At 63.7% G+C, this 15801-nt stretch carries 19 protein-coding genes; 11 read left to right on the top strand and 8 right to left on the bottom strand.

Annotation, left to right across the window (positions count from 1 at the left end):
- Positions 1 to 9: 9 nt before the first annotated feature.
- The 4 genes from RE418_RS23730 to RE418_RS23715 are packed head-to-tail and all read left to right on the top strand — an operon-like array spanning position 10 to position 3662.
- Complete coding sequence (locus tag RE418_RS23730) at positions 10 to 1170, top strand: ABC transporter permease (protein WP_060447567.1); 1161 nt, start codon at positions 10 to 12, stop codon at positions 1168 to 1170.
- Positions 1167 to 2102, top strand: a complete 936-nt coding sequence (locus RE418_RS23725; RefSeq protein ID WP_060447566.1) for an ABC transporter ATP-binding protein — start codon at positions 1167 to 1169, stop codon at positions 2100 to 2102. Before RE418_RS23730 ends, RE418_RS23725 begins: the two co-directional genes overlap by 4 nt.
- Positions 2099 to 2872, top strand: a complete 774-nt coding sequence (locus RE418_RS23720) for an ABC transporter permease (protein ID WP_025302044.1) — start codon at positions 2099 to 2101, stop codon at positions 2870 to 2872. The genes RE418_RS23725 and RE418_RS23720 overlap by 4 nt, the downstream gene beginning before the upstream one ends.
- Positions 2873 to 2900: 28 nt before the next feature.
- Positions 2901 to 3662 carry a phosphate/phosphite/phosphonate ABC transporter substrate-binding protein gene (locus RE418_RS23715; protein WP_080433008.1) on the top strand — a complete coding sequence of 254 codons (762 nt, stop codon included), beginning with the start codon at positions 2901 to 2903 and terminating at the stop codon, positions 3660 to 3662.
- A 6-nt stretch (positions 3663 to 3668) separates the two neighbouring features.
- Here the strand turns inward: RE418_RS23715 and RE418_RS23710 are convergent, their stop codons facing one another.
- The gene (locus RE418_RS23710; RefSeq protein WP_025302046.1) at positions 3669 to 4388 is read right to left on the bottom strand and encodes an SDR family oxidoreductase; all 720 of its coding nucleotides are present in this window, start codon (positions 4386 to 4388) and stop codon (positions 3669 to 3671) included.
- Between the two features lie 134 nt (positions 4389 to 4522).
- Here RE418_RS23710 and RE418_RS23705 point away from each other — a divergent pair, with 134 nt between their 5' ends.
- Positions 4523 to 5434, top strand: a complete 912-nt coding sequence (locus RE418_RS23705; RefSeq protein WP_025302047.1) for a LysR family transcriptional regulator — start codon at positions 4523 to 4525, stop codon at positions 5432 to 5434.
- Here the strand turns inward: RE418_RS23705 and RE418_RS23700 are convergent.
- From RE418_RS23700 to RE418_RS23685, 4 genes are all read right to left on the bottom strand, one after another.
- A complete protein-coding gene (locus tag RE418_RS23700) occupies positions 5422 to 5598 on the bottom strand; it encodes a hypothetical protein (RefSeq protein ID WP_165698097.1) in 177 nt (58 codons plus the stop codon). The genes RE418_RS23705 and RE418_RS23700 overlap by 13 nt on opposite strands.
- Positions 5599 to 5704: 106 nt before the next feature.
- Positions 5705 to 6625: a drug/metabolite exporter YedA gene (yedA, locus tag RE418_RS23695; protein WP_049203915.1), complete on the bottom strand. Its 921-nt coding sequence runs from the start codon at positions 6623 to 6625 to the stop codon at positions 5705 to 5707.
- A gap of 110 nt (positions 6626 to 6735) precedes the next feature.
- On the bottom strand, positions 6736 to 7230 hold the full coding sequence (locus RE418_RS23690; RefSeq protein WP_025302049.1) for a DUF2878 domain-containing protein: 495 nt from the start codon (positions 7228 to 7230) through the stop codon (positions 6736 to 6738).
- A gap of 176 nt (positions 7231 to 7406) precedes the next feature.
- Positions 7407 to 8060: a metalloregulator ArsR/SmtB family transcription factor gene (locus RE418_RS23685; protein ID WP_025302050.1), complete on the bottom strand. Its 654-nt coding sequence runs from the start codon at positions 8058 to 8060 to the stop codon at positions 7407 to 7409.
- A 103-nt stretch (positions 8061 to 8163) separates the two neighbouring features.
- Here RE418_RS23685 and RE418_RS23680 point away from each other — a divergent pair, with 103 nt between their 5' ends.
- The 6 genes from RE418_RS23680 (at position 8164) to RE418_RS23655 (ending at position 12748) form a co-directional block, all read left to right on the top strand.
- Positions 8164 to 9618, top strand: a complete 1455-nt coding sequence (locus tag RE418_RS23680; RefSeq protein ID WP_089180674.1) for an MFS transporter — start codon at positions 8164 to 8166, stop codon at positions 9616 to 9618.
- 30 nt (positions 9619 to 9648) lie between these two features.
- Positions 9649 to 10497: an AraC family transcriptional regulator gene (locus RE418_RS23675; protein ID WP_089180675.1), complete on the top strand. Its 849-nt coding sequence runs from the start codon at positions 9649 to 9651 to the stop codon at positions 10495 to 10497.
- Positions 10498 to 10568: 71 nt separating this feature from the next.
- The gene (locus RE418_RS23670; protein WP_043137025.1) at positions 10569 to 11279 is read left to right on the top strand and encodes an AzlC family ABC transporter permease; all 711 of its coding nucleotides are present in this window, start codon (positions 10569 to 10571) and stop codon (positions 11277 to 11279) included.
- Positions 11276 to 11587, top strand: coding sequence for an AzlD domain-containing protein (locus tag RE418_RS23665; RefSeq protein ID WP_043137027.1), 312 nt, complete (start codon positions 11276 to 11278; stop codon positions 11585 to 11587). The genes RE418_RS23670 and RE418_RS23665 overlap by 4 nt, the downstream gene beginning before the upstream one ends.
- Positions 11588 to 11657: 70 nt before the next feature.
- Entirely contained in the window at positions 11658 to 12227 is a 570-nt protein-coding gene (locus RE418_RS23660; RefSeq protein ID WP_060432694.1) for a helix-turn-helix domain-containing protein, read from the top strand.
- A 2-nt stretch (positions 12228 to 12229) separates the two neighbouring features.
- Positions 12230 to 12748 (top strand): GNAT family N-acetyltransferase, encoded by a 519-nt coding sequence (locus tag RE418_RS23655; protein ID WP_043137032.1) that lies wholly within the window; start codon positions 12230 to 12232, stop codon positions 12746 to 12748.
- Between the two features lie 3 nt (positions 12749 to 12751).
- Here RE418_RS23655 and RE418_RS23650 read toward each other — a convergent pair whose 3' ends face one another.
- From RE418_RS23650 to ompC, 3 genes are all read right to left on the bottom strand, one after another.
- Complete coding sequence (locus RE418_RS23650) at positions 12752 to 13582, bottom strand: 5'-nucleotidase, lipoprotein e(P4) family (RefSeq protein ID WP_043137035.1); 831 nt, start codon at positions 13580 to 13582, stop codon at positions 12752 to 12754.
- A gap of 17 nt (positions 13583 to 13599) precedes the next feature.
- Positions 13600 to 14451 (bottom strand): GNAT family N-acetyltransferase, encoded by an 852-nt coding sequence (locus RE418_RS23645; protein ID WP_043137039.1) that lies wholly within the window; start codon positions 14449 to 14451, stop codon positions 13600 to 13602.
- 179 nt (positions 14452 to 14630) lie between these two features.
- Positions 14631 to 15728 carry a porin OmpC gene (gene ompC / locus RE418_RS23640; protein WP_025302059.1) on the bottom strand — a complete coding sequence of 366 codons (1098 nt, stop codon included), beginning with the start codon at positions 15726 to 15728 and terminating at the stop codon, positions 14631 to 14633.
- Positions 15729 to 15801 lie beyond the last annotated feature (73 nt).

Below are 15801 nucleotides of genomic sequence, written 5' to 3'. Positions count from 1 at the left end.
AGCGTTTCTTTGACTATCGCCGTAAAACATCGCGTCTTGTTGACGCTGTTCATGCTGTTGCTGCTGGCCGCGTTCGGCCTGCCGTTCCTCAGTTATGCCCCCAATCGCCTGTTGTCGGGCAAAAGCCTCTCCTTGTTCTCCCTGCTGCACGGCCCGGCGCTGTGGCTGCTGTTGCCGCTGGCGGCATTGGCGATCCTCAGCCTGTTGCCGCCGACGCGGGGGCGGGCGCTGCTGGCGGCGCTGGCCGCCTGCGGGGTGTTGACGCTGGCCTTTTGGATCAGCGGGCAGGCCGCCGGGCACCTGGCGCAGGAAGGATCGCGCCTGGCGCGCACCTCCTGGGGCAGCGGGTGCTGGCTGACGATGGCGCTGAGCCTGCTGATCGCCGCCGACGCCATGGCGCGCCTCACCGCGTCGCACCTGTGGCGCATGCTGGGCAACGCGCTGGTGCTGGTGCCGCCGGCGCTGCTGCTGTTCGGGCATCAGCTCGATCAGCTGTCGCTGCTGAAGGAGTACCACAATCGTCAGGAGGTGTTTGACGCTGCGCTGCTGCAGCACCTGACCATTCTGCTGGCGACGATGGCGCCGGCGCTGGCGATCGGCGTGCCGCTCGGGGTGCTGTGTTTTCGCTCCGAACGCTGGCAGCGGCCGATTTTCTCCGCGCTGAACATTATCCAGACCGTGCCGTCCATCGCGCTGTTCGGCCTGCTGATCGCGCCGCTGGCGGGGCTGGCGACGGCGGTGCCCTGGCTGGCGGAGCACGGCGTCAGCGGCATCGGCATGGCGCCGGCGATCGTGGCGCTGGTGCTGTACGCGCTGTTGCCGCTGGTGCGCAGCGTGGTGGCGGGGTTGCAAAGCGTGCCGGCCGGGGTGATCGAATCTGCCACCGGCATGGGGCTGACGCGCGGGCAGATCTTCCTGCGCGTGCAGCTGCCGCTGGCGCTGCCGCTGTTCCTGACCGGCGTGCGCATCCTGGCGGTGCAAACCGTCGGCATGGCGGTGGTAGCGGCGCTGATTGGCGCCGGCGGTTTTGGCGCCATCGTGTTCCAGGGGCTGCTCAGCAGCGCGCTGGATCTGGTTCTGCTGGGGGTGATCCCGGTGGTCATGATGGCGGTCATCGTCGATTCGCTGTTTAAATTTTGGGTTTCAATCCTGGACGTATCGCGCCGATGATTCACTTTGAGCAAGTCAGCAAAATTTTTCAGGGCAAGCCGGCGGTCGACGATCTCACGCTGCACATCGCCGAGGGCGAATTCACCGTGTTGATCGGCACCTCGGGTTCTGGCAAGTCCACGACGTTAAAAATGATCAATCGCCTGATCGAACACGATCGGGGCAAGATCCTCTTTGCCGGCGAAGAGATCCAGTCGTTCAAACCGCAGGATCTGCGGCGACGCATGGGCTATGCGATCCAATCGATCGGCCTGTTTCCACATTGGACGGTGGAGGAGAACATCGCCACCGTGCCGCAGCTGCTGAAATGGCCGCGCGCGCGCATTCGCGATCGGGTTACCGAGTTGCTGGAGCTGCTGCACCTGGAACCGGATCTGTTTCGCCGTCGCTACCCGCACCAGCTTTCCGGCGGGCAACAGCAGCGGGTGGGGGTGGCGCGCGCGCTCGCCGCCGATCCCGAGGTGTTGTTGATGGACGAACCGTTCGGCGCGTTGGATCCGGTCACCCGCGCGGCGCTGCAGGCGGAGATCGCCCGTATTCATCAGATCTCGGGCCGCACCATTGTGCTGGTGACGCACGACATCGACGAGGCGTTGAGCCTGGCGGATCGCCTGGTGCTGCTCGATCAGGGGCGGGTGGTGCAACAGGGCACGCCGCTGGCGCTGCTGACCGCGCCGGCCAACGATTTCGTGCGCGATTTCTTCGGGCGCAGCGATCGCGGCATCAAGCTGCTGTCGCTGGGTACGGTGGCGGAGCGGGTGCGGCCCGGCGTCGCTGGGGGCGAGCCGATCGCCGCCGCCATGAGCCTGCGCGAGGCGCTGTCGGTGTTCGTGGCGCGCGGCAGCGACTGCCTGCCGGTGGTGGATGAACGGGGCGAAGCGTTGGGGGTTCTGCACTTCCACGATCTGATCGCCGGGCAGGCGCTGTCATGAGCGGGCGCATCGGGCGCCTGCTGCGCGATCCGCTGCCCTGGACGTTGGCGCTGCTGTTGGCGCTGGTGTTCGGCATGGATCATCTGCGCGGCCTGTTCGCCGCCTGGTTCCCTGATTTGGAGCGGCCCATTTATCAGCAGGACAGCTTTATCGCGCTGGTGGGGGCGCACCTGTCGCTGGTGGCGATCTCCAGCCTGATCGCGGTGGTAATCGGCGTGGCGGCGGGCGTCGCTGTGACCCGACGCAGCGGCCGGGAGTTTCGTTCGCTGGTGGAAACGGTAGTGGCGGTGGGGCAGACCTTCCCGCCGGTGGCGGTGCTGGCGGTAGCGGTGCCGGTGATGGGCTTCAGCGAGCAGCCGGCGATCATTGCGTTGGTGCTGTACGGCCTGCTGCCGATCCTGCAGGGCACGCTGGCGGGCATCGAATCGGTACCGCCCGCCACGCGCGAGATCGCCCGCGGCGTGGGGATGAGCGCCTGGCAAATTCTGTGGCGGGTTGAACTGCCGCTGGCGGCGCCGGTGATTGTCGCCGGGATCCGCACGTCGGTGATCATTAACATCGGCACGGCGGCCATCGCTTCCACCGTCGGTACCAAAACGCTCGGTTCGCCGATCATCATCGGCCTGAGCGGGTTTAACACCGCCTATGTGATCCAGGGCGCGGCGGTCGTGGCGTTGTTGGCTATTATCACCGATATGCTGTTCGAACGTTGGGTGCGTTATCTCACCGCCTGGCGCCAGCAGACGCTGGCGACCACTCCGGCGGGGTAAGGGGGAAATGATGCAGGTGTCTCTACCGATGTACGGCGTTGGCCGGGAGCAGGCCGAATCCTTCTGGCAGGTCTTGCGCGGCAAGCTGCTGCGGCTGGGGTTGCCGGCGGCGCCGGAACGGCTTAGCTGGCCGGACGATCTGGCGCAGCATTGGCGGCGCGAGGATCTCTTGCTCAGCCAAACCTGCGGTTATCCGTTGGTCAGCAGCCTGCCGCAGGTGCAGCTGATCGGAACCTATCATTATCGGGTGGAAGGGTGCGACGGGCCAAATTACCGCAGCTGGCTGGTGGTGCGCGCAGGCGACCCCGGCGAGCGGCTGGCGGATTTTCGCGGCCGGACGGTGGCGTATAACAGCACCGATTCCCAGTCCGGCTACAACGGCTTGCGCGCGCTGATCGCGCCGCTGGCGCAGGACGGGAAATTCTTCGGTGCGGCTATCGCCTCCGGGGCGCATTACCAGTCGCTGAAGCTGATCCGCAGCGGGCAGGCGGATATCGCCGCCATCGATTCCATCAGCATGGAACTGCTGCGCCGCGCGCAGCCACAGGCGCTGGAGGGGCTGAAAATCATCGGCCGCACGGCGGCGGTGCCCGGTTTGCCGCTGATCACCGCAGCCGGCACGCCACCGGAACAGGTGGACATCCTGCGCGCCGGCGCCCGAGCGATGCTGGATGAGGCGGTCAGCGACCGCCTGCTGATCGGCGATTTCAGCCTGGTGCCGCGCTCGGCTTACCAGATTATCACCGTGCTGGAGCAGCAGGCCGCCGCACAGGGCGTGACGGCGCTCTAGCCGCCGTTACAGCAGGCCGCCGCCGTCGATGTCGATCACGCTGCCGGTGACGAAACCGTTCTCCATCGCCAGCAGGTAACCCGCCGCGACGTCGGCCGCCTGGCCGATCCGGCCGACCGGCAGGCTGCCGCTTACGCGCTCGAACAGCGCCTGACGCTGCGCGGCGCTCATGCCGTCGTAGGCTTCGGTGGCGGTGATGCCGGGGCTGACCACGTTCACCCGCCGCGGCGCCAGCTCCTTCGCTAGCTGTTTGCCGACCGCTTCCAGCGCGGCGTTGATGCCGGTTTTGATCAACTGACCGCCAAGGTATTTACGCGACAGTTGGCCGGAGGTCAGGGTGATGGAGCCCTGCGGCGCCAGCGTCGGCAGCGCCGCCTGCACCGCGCGCAAGCTGCCCCAGAATTTGACGTTGAAGTCGGCCTGCGCCTGCTCAAAGGCAGTCTCCGCCAGCGGTTTCGCGTCCACCAACGGCCCGGCGGTGATCACCAGATGGTCGAAAGCGCCGACGGCGGCAAACAGCGCATGCAGTGATGCTTCATCGGTCAGGTCGGCCTGCATCAGATGCAGCGCGTCGTTTTTCTCCCCGGCGTGGGGAAGGCGACGTGAAGCCAGCACCACTTCAGCGCCGCGCGCCGCCGCCGCGTAGGCCACCGCGGCGCCAATGCCGCTGGTGCCGCCCAGGATCACCAGCTTTTGTCGTTTCAGGGGGGAGTCGGGAATCGTCATGTTAAGGCCTCTTTTTAGGTAAGTTTCAACGGGATCTATCTTTCCTGATTGAAAATGAGGAAAAAAGCCCGCCTAATAGCAAACACTTGTAAATTAATATTAATAATTGATTGGGCTAAAAAGAGGGGAAATACATGACCTCATTTGTCGATCTCGAGGTGTTTGTCCGCACGGTGGATGGCGGCAGTTTTTCCGCCGCGGCGCGCGCGCTGGACATGACGCCGGCGGCGGCCAGCATTGCGGTGAAAAGGCTGGAGCAGCAGCTGGGCGCGCGGCTGCTGGTGCGTTCTACCCGCAGCCTGAGGTTGACGGAGGAGGGCGCCCGCTATCTCGACAGCGCGCGCCTGGCGCTGGGCGCGTTGGCCGAAGGAGAGCAGGCGATCCGCGAGAAGCATCAGGGGCTGTCCGGGGTACTGCAGATTTCCGCGCCGTCGGATTTTGGCCGCAATTTGCTGCTCTGCTGGCTGGATGAGTTCCGCCTGCAGCACCCGCATATTCAGCTGCAGCTCCTGATCAACGATCGGCAGGCCGATCTGTTTCGCGAACCGGTGGACGTGGCGCTCCGTTTCGGGCCGTTGGCCGACTCTTCGCTGGTGGCGCTGCCCATTTTGCCGCAGCACCGGCGGCTGATCTGCGCCAGCCCGGATTACCTGCGGCGGCATGGCGCGCCGCAAACGCCGGCCGATCTGGTTCGGCACAGCATTCTGGTGTATCAGCCCAGCGGCAAACGACAGGTGGAATGGCGGCTATGGCGCGGTGAGGAACTGATCGAAGTGCCGTTGAACGGCAGCTATTTTACCGATGACGGCGAGGTGGCGCGGCGCTGGGCGCTGGCCGGGCATGGGGTGGTGCGCAAGTCGGCGATCGACGTGGTGGCCGACATTCGCGCCGGGCGGCTGGTGCAGCTGTTGCCGGAATGGCGCAGCGACGCGGTGCCGATCAATCTGGTTTGCCCGCATCGCTCGCAGGTGTCGGAACGCGTCAGGCAGCTGCAGCGCTTTTTACAGCAGCGCTGTCAGCGTTGGATGGACGATCACTTGGCCTGAAGGGTTTCGGTTTGCGCCGGCGTGGCGGCGCTATCCCCGGCAGGCGCGCTTTCTTCATGCGGGGTGGTGGAACGGGTGTAGATGTTCAACCCGGCGAGGAATACGCCGCCCAGAGAACCGAAGGCGCACAGGGCGATGACGATGAGGAACGCTTTTTTCAGCATAGGAATAATTTCGCAGGTTGCTTGGAACAGCGGGAATTATAGCCCCTTCGCCGGGTGAAACAAGAATCGTTTTTAACGGCGGCCCGCTGACCGCCCTTTGCGATCGCTACCGTTCGCTGTCGATGGCCTGCACGCGGGCCGGGCGGGCGAACAGGTATTTTCCCAGCGTCACCAGCACCACCGCCGCCACGATGATCACCAGCGCCAGCCACTCGCGCGGCGCCAGTGATTCGCCGGCAAAGCCGATGCCGAGCAGCACCGCCACCACCGGGTTGACGTAGGCGTAGCTGGTGGCGACCGCCGGGCGCACATTCTTCAACAAGAACATATAGGCGCTGATCGCCAGCATCGAGCCGAAGACAATCAAGTACCCGAGCGCCAGAAAGCCGCCGGTGCTCGGCATCTGAGCCAGGTGCTCGCCGCTCAGCCGGCTGGCGACCAATAACACCACGCCGGCGACCAGCATCTCCGCCGCGCCGGCCATCGGCCCGGCCGGCAGCGAGATGCGCGATCCCAATACCGAGCCAAAGGCCCAACTGGCCGACGCCAGCAAGATCAACAGCGCGCCGGTCGGGTTGCCCACCAGGTTGTTGCCGGTGTTGAGCAGCACGATGCCCACTAACCCGAGCGCAATACCGGCCCATTCCAGTTTGGTGTTGCGCATGCCCCACAGCAGGCTGAAGCAGAGGGTGAACAGCGGCACCGTCGCCACCATCACCGCGGCGATGCCGGACGGCACATGTTGGTGTTCCGCCACCGTCACCAGGCCGTTGCCTACCGCCAGCAACAGAATGCCAATGGCGCCGGCGGCCAGCCACTGCTTCGGCGTCGGCAGCGCGTGGCCGCGCCAGGCCAGGAAACTGAACAGCACGATGCCGGCAATCAGAAAGCGAATCCCGGCCATCATCAGCGGCGGCCACTGCGCGACGCCGAGGCGAATGACGAAATAGGTGGAACCCCAAACGATATATAACGTGAACAACGCCCCGATCAACGGCAGGACGCTACGGCTTTGTTGGCTAAGCATAGGGATGTGTTTTTGCAGGGATGATTATTATTAGAACGCTCAGTAAACCCGATTGGGCAACCGATAAGCAATGGCTTTCGGCATTATTTTTCCCGACTGCCGCAAGCCGTTCAGCTGTTCCGCCGCTTCCACTGCAGCCAACTGACGGCCGGCAGGTAAATCGACCAGCCGACGGCCAGCAACAGCAGCATGAACTCCGGCGGCACGCCGGGCAGTAACACGCCCAGCTTCCAGGAGACGGCGTAGGCGAAAGGACCGACGGCGGCGCCCAGCACCGCCAGCGGCCAGGGCGCCGCTCTGACCACGTCCAGCAGCCAATACCACCAGCAGCCGAAGCCGATCCACAGCGCGAGGGTCCAGAGCGGCAGGCCGTGTTGCCCGCTGTAGTGCAGCACGCCGCTGTAGCTCCATAGCCCATCCATGCCGATACCGCCCAGGGCAGCCAGAGCCGCGCCCTTACGGCGGGTGGCAGGGGTAAAGATCAGCGCCAGCGCCGCGCCGGCCAGCAGTAGGCCGTTGAGCCGATCGCGAGTCAGCAGCGCCAGCAGCCAGCAAACGCCCAGTCCCAGCGTCGCCAGCCAGAATCCGGCATGCGGCTTCTTCATCGTTCAACTCCCGTGGGGTTACTCTGCCGCTGCGCGCTTAGCGCCGACGGATTTGCCAAGCGGGCGCGAGGCCCGCTGTTTGCCTGAATGTTCGTTAATTCAACCTTAGAAGGGAAGGTGTGGGGTGCACAAGCAGAATAATCTGTACCGGTTGAAAACGTGGGCAAAAACCGGTGTTACAGGAGCGAAATCCGGTAGGCGCAGCGGCGCGAGCCGGCCAGAATGTGTTCGGCGCGCTCCACCTGCGCCTGCAGCACTTCGGTGAAGATACTCAGCTCCGCCCGGCAGAAGCCCTGGCAGACGGTGGCAGCGGCGCAGATCGGGCAGTGGTTTTCCACCAGCAGATAGGCACCGTCCTCCTCCTGGCGCCATTCGGCCATATACCCTTCGCGACAGCGGATCTCGGTCAGGCGCGCCACGCGCTCCTGCAGATCGGCGGCGCCAATCATCGCCTGCTTGTAGTTGATGCGGTTTTCCTGCTCGCGGGTTTCGATCAGCACGTCGAGCGCCTGTTCGCCCAGCTTGTCGCGCACGGTGCGCAGCAGCTGAACCGTCAGGTCCGCATGGGTATCGGGAAAGCGTGCATTGCCGGCCGAGGTCAAATGCCACAGCTGTACCGGGCGGCCTACGCCGCGCGTTTCCGCCACCGCTTCGACCAGCCCCTCTTTCGCCAGCTTGACGAACTGCTGGCGGGCCGCCTCACCGGTGGTGCCGAGCACCTTTCCTGCGTCAGAAGCTTGCTGCGGGCCGCGGGTTTTCAATAGCGTCAGCAAGCGGTCACTGACCGATTGTGCGGTCTTTCCGCTATTTTCCAAGTTTATTCTTGACATATTTCTCCGCCTCGCCCTAACTTATTCCAAGATAACTCTTGTTAAATTTAACGCAATCTTATGATCAACTCAATGCCATTCCTCTGAAAACAGGACGACAACCGTGATAACCCATGACGATAGCCGCTGGAGCGACCTTTTCTCTGGCAAAAATGCGGCCAGTGCGATCGCGCTCTCGCTCGGCGTGGCGCTGCATGCCATCAATATTCTGGTCGCCACCACCATCTTGCCCTCGGTGGTGCAGGATATCGGCGGGCTGGATCTCTATGCCTGGAACACCACGCTGTTCGTGGTGGCGTCTATCCTCGGCTCCGCGCTGTCGGCCCACTTGCTCAGCGGCTACGGTGCGCGCAGCGCCTATCTGGTGGCTTCGCTGTTCTTCATCGCCGGGGCGGCGCTGTGCGCGCTGGCGCCGAGCATGCCGGTGATGCTGATCGGCCGCACGGTGCAGGGCTTTGGTGGCGGGCTGATCTTTGCGCTCTCCTACGCGATGATCAATCTGGTATTCGAGCAGCGGCTGTGGCCGCGCGCCATGGCGCTCATCTCGGCGATGTGGGGCATCGCCACCCTGGTGGGGCCGGCGGTAGGCGGTATTTTCGCCGAACTGAACGCCTGGCGCTGGGCCTTCGGCATTCTGCTGCCGATCATGGCGCTGTACGCCGCGTTTACCTTCCTGATCCTGCCCAAGGGCAAAGCGCAGCAGGCGGCCGCACCGTTGCCGACCGCACAGCTGCTGTTGCTGACCGTGGCGGTGCTGGTGGTGTCCGCCGGCAGCCTGGCGCACAGTGCCTGGATCAACCTGGCGGGCATCGCGCTCTCGCTGGTGCTGATGGCCTGGTTGCTGAAGCGCGAAGCGCACTCGCGCGCCCGCCTGTTGCCGCACGGCGCACTGCGGCGCGGCTCATCGCTGGCGGCGTTGTACATCACGACCGCGTTGCTGGTGATCGGCATGACCAGCGAAATCTTCGTGCCTTATTTCCTGCAGCTGCTGCACGGCCAGTCGCCGCTGATCTCCGGCTATATCGCCGCCGCTATGGCCGCCGGTTGGACGTTGTCCGAGATCCTCAGCTCCGGCTGGCGCGGAGCGGGCATTCGCCGGGCGATCGTCAGCGGGCCGCTGTTCGTGCTGGTGGGCTTGCTGGCGCTGGCGATCCTGATGCCGATGCCGTCCGGCGGCCACTGGCAGGCGTTGGCGCCGATCGTCATTGCGCTGTTGCTGGTGGGATTCGGCATCGGCTTCGGTTGGCCGCACCTGCTGACGCGCATTTTGCAGGTGGCACCTGAAGCGGACAAAGATATCGCCGGCGCTTCAATTACCACGGTGCAGCTGTTCGCCACCGCATTCGGTGCGGCGCTGGCCGGGATGATCGCCAACCTGGCGGGGCTGAACGATCCGGGTGGCGCGACGGGCGCGGCATCGGCGGCGCGTTGGCTGTTCCTGGCGTTCGCGCTGGCGCCGCTGCTGGCGGTATTCAGCGCCTGGCGCTGCGCGGCGATCGCGCCGCCGGGGGCCGAGACGGGCAATTTTGTACAAAACCCGCCCTCGCGCGAGTGCTAGAATGCCTCTCATTCAGCGGAGGTAGGCAAGATGAAGGCGGAAGGCATAGCGCGCAAAGCATCCCGGGAGCAGGCTCATTTTATGCACGTCGACGATCTTGGCGGGCTGGAAGTGCTGCAGGCCACCTACCGCCGCCAAACCTTCTCGCGCCACAGCCATGAAGGCTTCTGCGTGGGCGTCATCGACGATGGCGCCCAGCGCTTCTACCGCACCGGCGGCGAACACGTGGCGCCGCTGGGCAGCATCATTCTGGTCAACGCCGACGATATTCATACTGGCAGTTCCGCCACCGAAGAGGGCTGGTCGTATCAGGCGATGTACCCGACGCCGGAGCTACTGGCCTTTTTATCGCGCGATCTGAAAACCGGCGCCGGCGCGACGCCTTATTTTCCCAACCCGGTGGTGCACGACGTCGGCCTGGCTGGCCAGTTGCGCATGGCGTTCAGCCTGCTGCGCAGCGATGAGAACCGGCTGATGAAGGAGACCATGGTGTTCTCGGCGCTGACCTGGCTGATGCTGCGGCACGGCAAAAGCCGTATCGATCCTGCGCCGCAGAGCCGGGCGCAAAGCCAAGTGGCGCGGGTGAAAGCCTTTCTCGACGATTTCCCCGAGGCGGACATTTCGCTGCTGGAGCTGGCGGATCGCGTGGCGCTCAGTCCTTATTACCTGCTGCGGCAGTTTCAGCAGGCCACCGGCCTGCCGCCGCACGCCTATCAAATTCAGGCGCGGCTGCGCAAGGCGCGCGGCATGCTGAAGGCCGGCAACAGCGTGCTGGACAGTGCGTTGAGCTGCGGCTTTCACGATCAAAGCCATTTCCACCGCCATTTTCGCAAGTCGATGGGCGTCACGCCGGGCGACTACGTCAAATCGCTGAAATAGCCGGGCAATCGGGTGCAATACCCGTGTACGCCTGCGCCGTAAGCTGGCTTCTTCAACTCAAGGAGAAGCCCATGACTGATTCAATCCCCCTCATCACGCCGCCCTCCGCCCGCCTGCGCCCCGCGCTGCAGGGCGGGGTGGCTATCTTGCCGCTGTGCCTGGCGGTGGTGCCGTGGGGAGTACTGGCGGGCTCGATGGCCCTGCAAAGTGGCCTGACGCCGGCGCAGGGGCTGGGCATGTCGGCCATCGTGTTCGCCGGAGCGTCGCAGCTGGTGGCGATGGGCATGATCAAGGGCAGCGCCGGGCTGCTGGCGATCCTGCTGTCGACCTTTTTCGTCACCGCCCAGCATTTTCTTTACGCGCTGCGGCTGCGGGAGCGTATCGCGCCGCTGCCGTTGCGCTGGCGGCTGGCGCTGGGATTCTTGCTCACCGATGAACTGTTCGCGCTGACCGGCGAACAGACGCCGGCGCGTTTCAACCGCTGGTATGCGCTGGGCGCCGGGCTGACCTTTTACCTGTGCTGGTTTCTCTCCACGCTGCTTGGCATCGTGGCCGCCGGCAGCGCCGGCGATCTGGACGGTTACGGGTTGGATTTCTCCATCGCCGCCACCTTTATCGCCATCGTGGTGCCGCTGGTGCGCAGCCTGCCGGTGTTGGCCTGCGTGCTGACCGCGCTGCTGCTTTCCATCGTGTTGCACCATTTCCAGACGCCGGGCGCATTGGTGATCGCCACCGTGGCGGCGATGCTGGTCGGGCTGCTGTGCAGCGGGGGGCGCCGATGATCTGGCTGACGATCGTTTTGATGGGGCTGGTGGTGTTTTTCAACCGCTACTGTTTTCTGGCGCCCGGGTTGCCGCTGCGTCTGTCGCCGCGCGTTAAAACCCTGCTGAGCTTTTCCGTGCCGGCGGTGCTGACGGCGATCTGCGGGCCGATTGTCGCCTTCAGCGGCGACCAGCTGCGCGCCGCGCCGGATAACCCTTACCTGTGGGGGGCGGTGTTTGCGGTGATACTGGCGTTCTTTCTACGCAATATGCTGGCGGTGGTGTTGCTGAGCATGCTGATTTTCATCGCGCTGCGCGGCATTTTTTAAAATTCGCTTGCCATATCTCTAATTTGAGATTATTTCTCTTTTATGAGATTTTTTAGGCGAGGTATGAGCGGTGGATAATGGTTTGGAGACGGCCGACCTGAGGTTGGCGCAGCGGCTGGCGGATTTGCGCCAGCAGCGGGCGTGGTCGCTGGAGGAGTTGGCGCAGCGCACCGGCCTTAGCCGGGCGACGCTCTCGCGGGTGGAGCGCGCCGAAACCAGCCCGACGGCGTCGCTGCTGAACCGGCTGTGCGCCGCCTACGGGTTGACCATGTCGCGCCTGCTGAGCGAAATCGAAGACGAACCGCCGGAGCTGCTGCGGCCGCCGCAACAGCCGGTGTGGGTCGATCGGGCCAGCGGTTTTCACCGTCGCTCCGTTTCCCCGCCCGGCGCATTGTATAAGGCCGAGTTTATCGAAGCCCGGCTGGATGCCGGCGCGCAGATCGATTACGACCTGCCGTCGATTCCAGCGCTGGAGCATCACCTCTGGCTGTTGTCCGGGCAGCTGGAATTGACCCTGGAAGGGCGCGTTTTCCGGCTGTCGCCCGGCGACTGCCTGCGCTACCGCCTGTTCGGCGCCTCCCGTTTCCATGTCCCCGGCGATGAGCCGGCCCATTACACGCTCGTTATCTGCAGGCCATAGCCATGATTGAATTGCAACAGTGGGACGCCGATGCGGCGCAAAGTGCCATGGCCGAGTTGGCCGAGATGCTGCACGCCAGCGTGGCGCACGGCGCCAGCATCGGTTTTGTCATGCCCTTTACGTTGGAACAGGCGCAGGCGTTTTGGCTGGGGCTGCTGCCGGCCCTGGTGCGGGGAGAGCGTGCGATGCTGGTGGCGCTCGAGAACGGTCGGCCGGTCGGCACCGTGCAACTGCTGTTGGCGATGCCGGACAACGGCCGTCACCGGGCGGAAGTGGTCAAGCTGATGGTGCATCCGCAGGCGCGGCGGCAGGGCATCGCCCGGCTGTTGATGCAGGAAGTGCAGGCGCTGGCGGCGCGTCATCGGCGCAGCCTGTTGGTGCTGGACACCCTGAGCGGCAGCGCGGCGCAGGGATTGTACCGTCAATTGGGGTTCGAGGCGGCGGGCGATATCCCGCAATACGCCCGCGCCAGCGATGGCGGGGCGTTGGAGGCCACCTGCTATATGTACAAACTGCTGTGAGGCTTAGCGCCCGTGCCAGGCTTTGATCGCCTGTTGGCGCACCTGCAGCTTCTGCTGTGGCGTCAGCTTGTTGTAGTCGCGGGCCAGCCCGCTTTCCCAATCGCCGTACAGCGGGTTGGGCAGCACGATGAATTCGGTGCCGAACTTGTTCTGGTTCTCGCTGACGAACGCCCGGCGCTGCGCATTATCCTGGTGATAAGTCGCGGCGCCGAAGTCGTTCAGGTTGTCGCCCGCGTACACCACGATGTCATAGCCGGCTTGTTTGATGGCGTCGAAGCGCGCCTGCTTATTGGAAGTGTCGGTACTGAGCAAGACGGTCTTTTCCGACATGCCGGTGAAGCCGAGCTTCTGCATGTTGGCCACCGTGGCAGCGTATTCGCTCTGCTTGCGGTTCGAGACGTAGAACATTGTTCCCTGATGAGCGTTAACGTAGCGGGCGAACGACACGGCACCCGGCACCGCGCCGGCCTGTTCGGCCTGCGTCCACTGGGCCCAGGTGGTACCGTCGTACGGCTGGCCCTGCTGCGCCTGCCAGCCGGAGTAGGCGCTGTTGTCCAGCAGGGTTTCATCCAGATCGACCACCACCGCCTTTTTGCGGCCCGGTGCGGCCTTGGCCTGATCGAAGGCGCGCTGCGCGCTGTTGAACGCTTGATGCGCCAGCGCCTGGTATTCACCGGACTGTTGGAACCAGTTCACCGCCAGCACCGACTGATCCGCCAGCCGCTGCTGGGCCTGAGCGTCGGTATGCGGCGGCTGCGCGCAACCGGCCAGCGTCAGCAGCGCGACGCCAACTGCCGCGCCAAGGGTGAGTTTCCTTGCCTGTTTTCCTGCCATCGTTCTCTCTCTCGGTTTTAGTCTTGTGGGCTGTCCAGCAGCATATCCATCTCGAACTGGCGCAGGGGCTCCTGACGCCAGCCAAGATGCGTAAAGAAGGGGGCGGCCACCTCGGGCACAAAGACGTTGGCGGTCAGCGGCAAAGGGGCGAACTGCGCTTGCAGGGCGGCTAGCAAGGCGCGGGCATGCCCCTGACCGCGGTGCTGCGGGGGCACGTAGATCAGGCGCAGCCAGCAGTGCTCGGCGCCGGGCATCACCACGGCGTAGGCCTGACGATTGAGCGTATAGGCTCGCGGTGTGCCCGGCAGCTTGAACAGCGATTCGGGGGCAATCAGCCAGGGCAGGTCGGTGGCGCCTTCCGCCGTCAGGCGATGGCTGACGGTCAACGGATCGACCGCCTGCAGCACCGCCGTGCCTGGCGGCACTTCCGCCGGCGCCTGGTGGCCGGTCAGGGTGCGCACGATGCGCAGCCCGGCGCGATGGTACAGCGCCAGCGCGGCTTCGTTGCCTTCGATCACTTCCAGCGACAGCCGATGGTCGCCGCGCTGACGGGCATCCGCCACCACCCGCTGCATCAGCGCCTTACCCAGCCCCTGACCGCGCATCTCGGGGCGTATGGAAAAGGCCGCGACCCGGCTGTGTCGGCCGCGACGGGCGATCAGCGCCACCGCCACCGGTTCCTGGCGATGGGTGACGATCAGGCTGTCGTTCAGGCTGAGGTCTTCGGCGCCGAAGCGGGCGGCGAAGGCCGGCCCGTCGAGCACGAAGCGTACAATGTAGTTTTCAAAACAGTGGGTGAGGATATTGGCCAGCTCGTCGCTGCTGTAGCGCACGGCGTTGTGGAAGTCGAAGCGTCCGTCGTTGTGCATGGCTGATTCCGCTCGGGGGAAAGCTATACATGTAGACCCGTTTGTTTTGCAAGGCAAGCGGGGGGATTCGTTGGCGGGGAAAATAAAAACAAAAAAGCCGGACGCAGCCGCCCGGCGAAATAAAACTCTGGGTATCAAGTGACGCTAAAGTTTGCAGTGGTGGTTATTCATTCATCACATCAGAACTGGTAGGTCAGGGCGAGAACAACGACGTCGTCGTTTTTCAGGCCCAGCTTGTTGTCGTCATCGAGCTGGTTGATTTTATATTCGACATAAGTGGACATGTTTTTGTTGAAGTAATAGGTCGCCGCCACGTCGAAATATTTAACCAGATCGACATCGCCGATGCCTTCAATATCTTTGCCTTTCTGCTGAACGTAACCCAGCGATGGGCGCAGACCGAAGTCGAACTGATATTGCGCGACCAATTCAATCCCTTCCGCTTTATTGGCGAAGCCGCTAACGGAAGTCGAATTGTTATTGATGGTGGCGGTGCCGGAAATAGGCGCAATATTGCGGCTCTGCGAATAAGTCGCGGCCAGGTAGACGTTGTTGTTGTCGTATTTCAGACCACCGGCCCAGATATCGGCCTTGTCGCCTTTACCGAAGGTGCCCGCTTTTTGCGTGGCGGTGCGGTTGGAAGAGGCATAGGCGGCACCCACGCTCAGACCGTCGATGATTTCGTAGCTGGAGGAGAGGCCCCAACCGTCGCCGTTCGCCTTGCTGGCGGAGCGGCCGTCGTTTTCGTTCTTGCCCTGGTACTGCACGGCAAATTTCAGGCCGTCAACCAGACCGAAGAAGTTGTTATTACGGTAGGTGGCGACGCCGTTGGTGCGGCCGTTCATGAAGTTGTCGGTCTTGATATAAGCATCGTCGCCGAATTCAGGGATCATATCCGTCCAGGCGCCGACGTCGTAAATGATGCCGTAGTTGCGGCCGTAGTCGAAGGAGCCGAGATCCTTATATTTCAGACCGGCGAAGCCCAGACGCGTTTTAGTGTCTTTAGTGCCGTCGGATTCAGTATGGTTGGCGGCGATCTGATATTCCCACTGGCCGTAGCCGGTCAGCATATCGTTAATCTGAGTCGCGCCTTTAAAGCCGATGCGGACGTAAGTTTTATCACCGTCGTTGCCGGCATCATCGGAGAAATAATGCAGGGCTTTTACACGGCCGTAAAAATCGAGCTTGTTGCCGTCTTTATTGTAGATTTCTGCTGCCTGTGCCGCTTGCGCAAGTAAAAGTGCCGGAATAATAACGGCCAGAAGATTACGTTTCATGGGTTACCCTGCTTTATTCGATTGAAAGACGCTTATCATCAGTTGCATTGCTGTTTCACTGTGCCGCCTGATT

This window comes from Serratia sp. szju (genome assembly GCF_044594185.1).
Classification (GTDB): domain Bacteria; phylum Pseudomonadota; class Gammaproteobacteria; order Enterobacterales; family Enterobacteriaceae; genus Serratia; species Serratia bockelmannii.
Note: the sequence above shows the minus strand (reverse complement) of the source record. Positions and strands in the feature narration are given on the sequence as shown.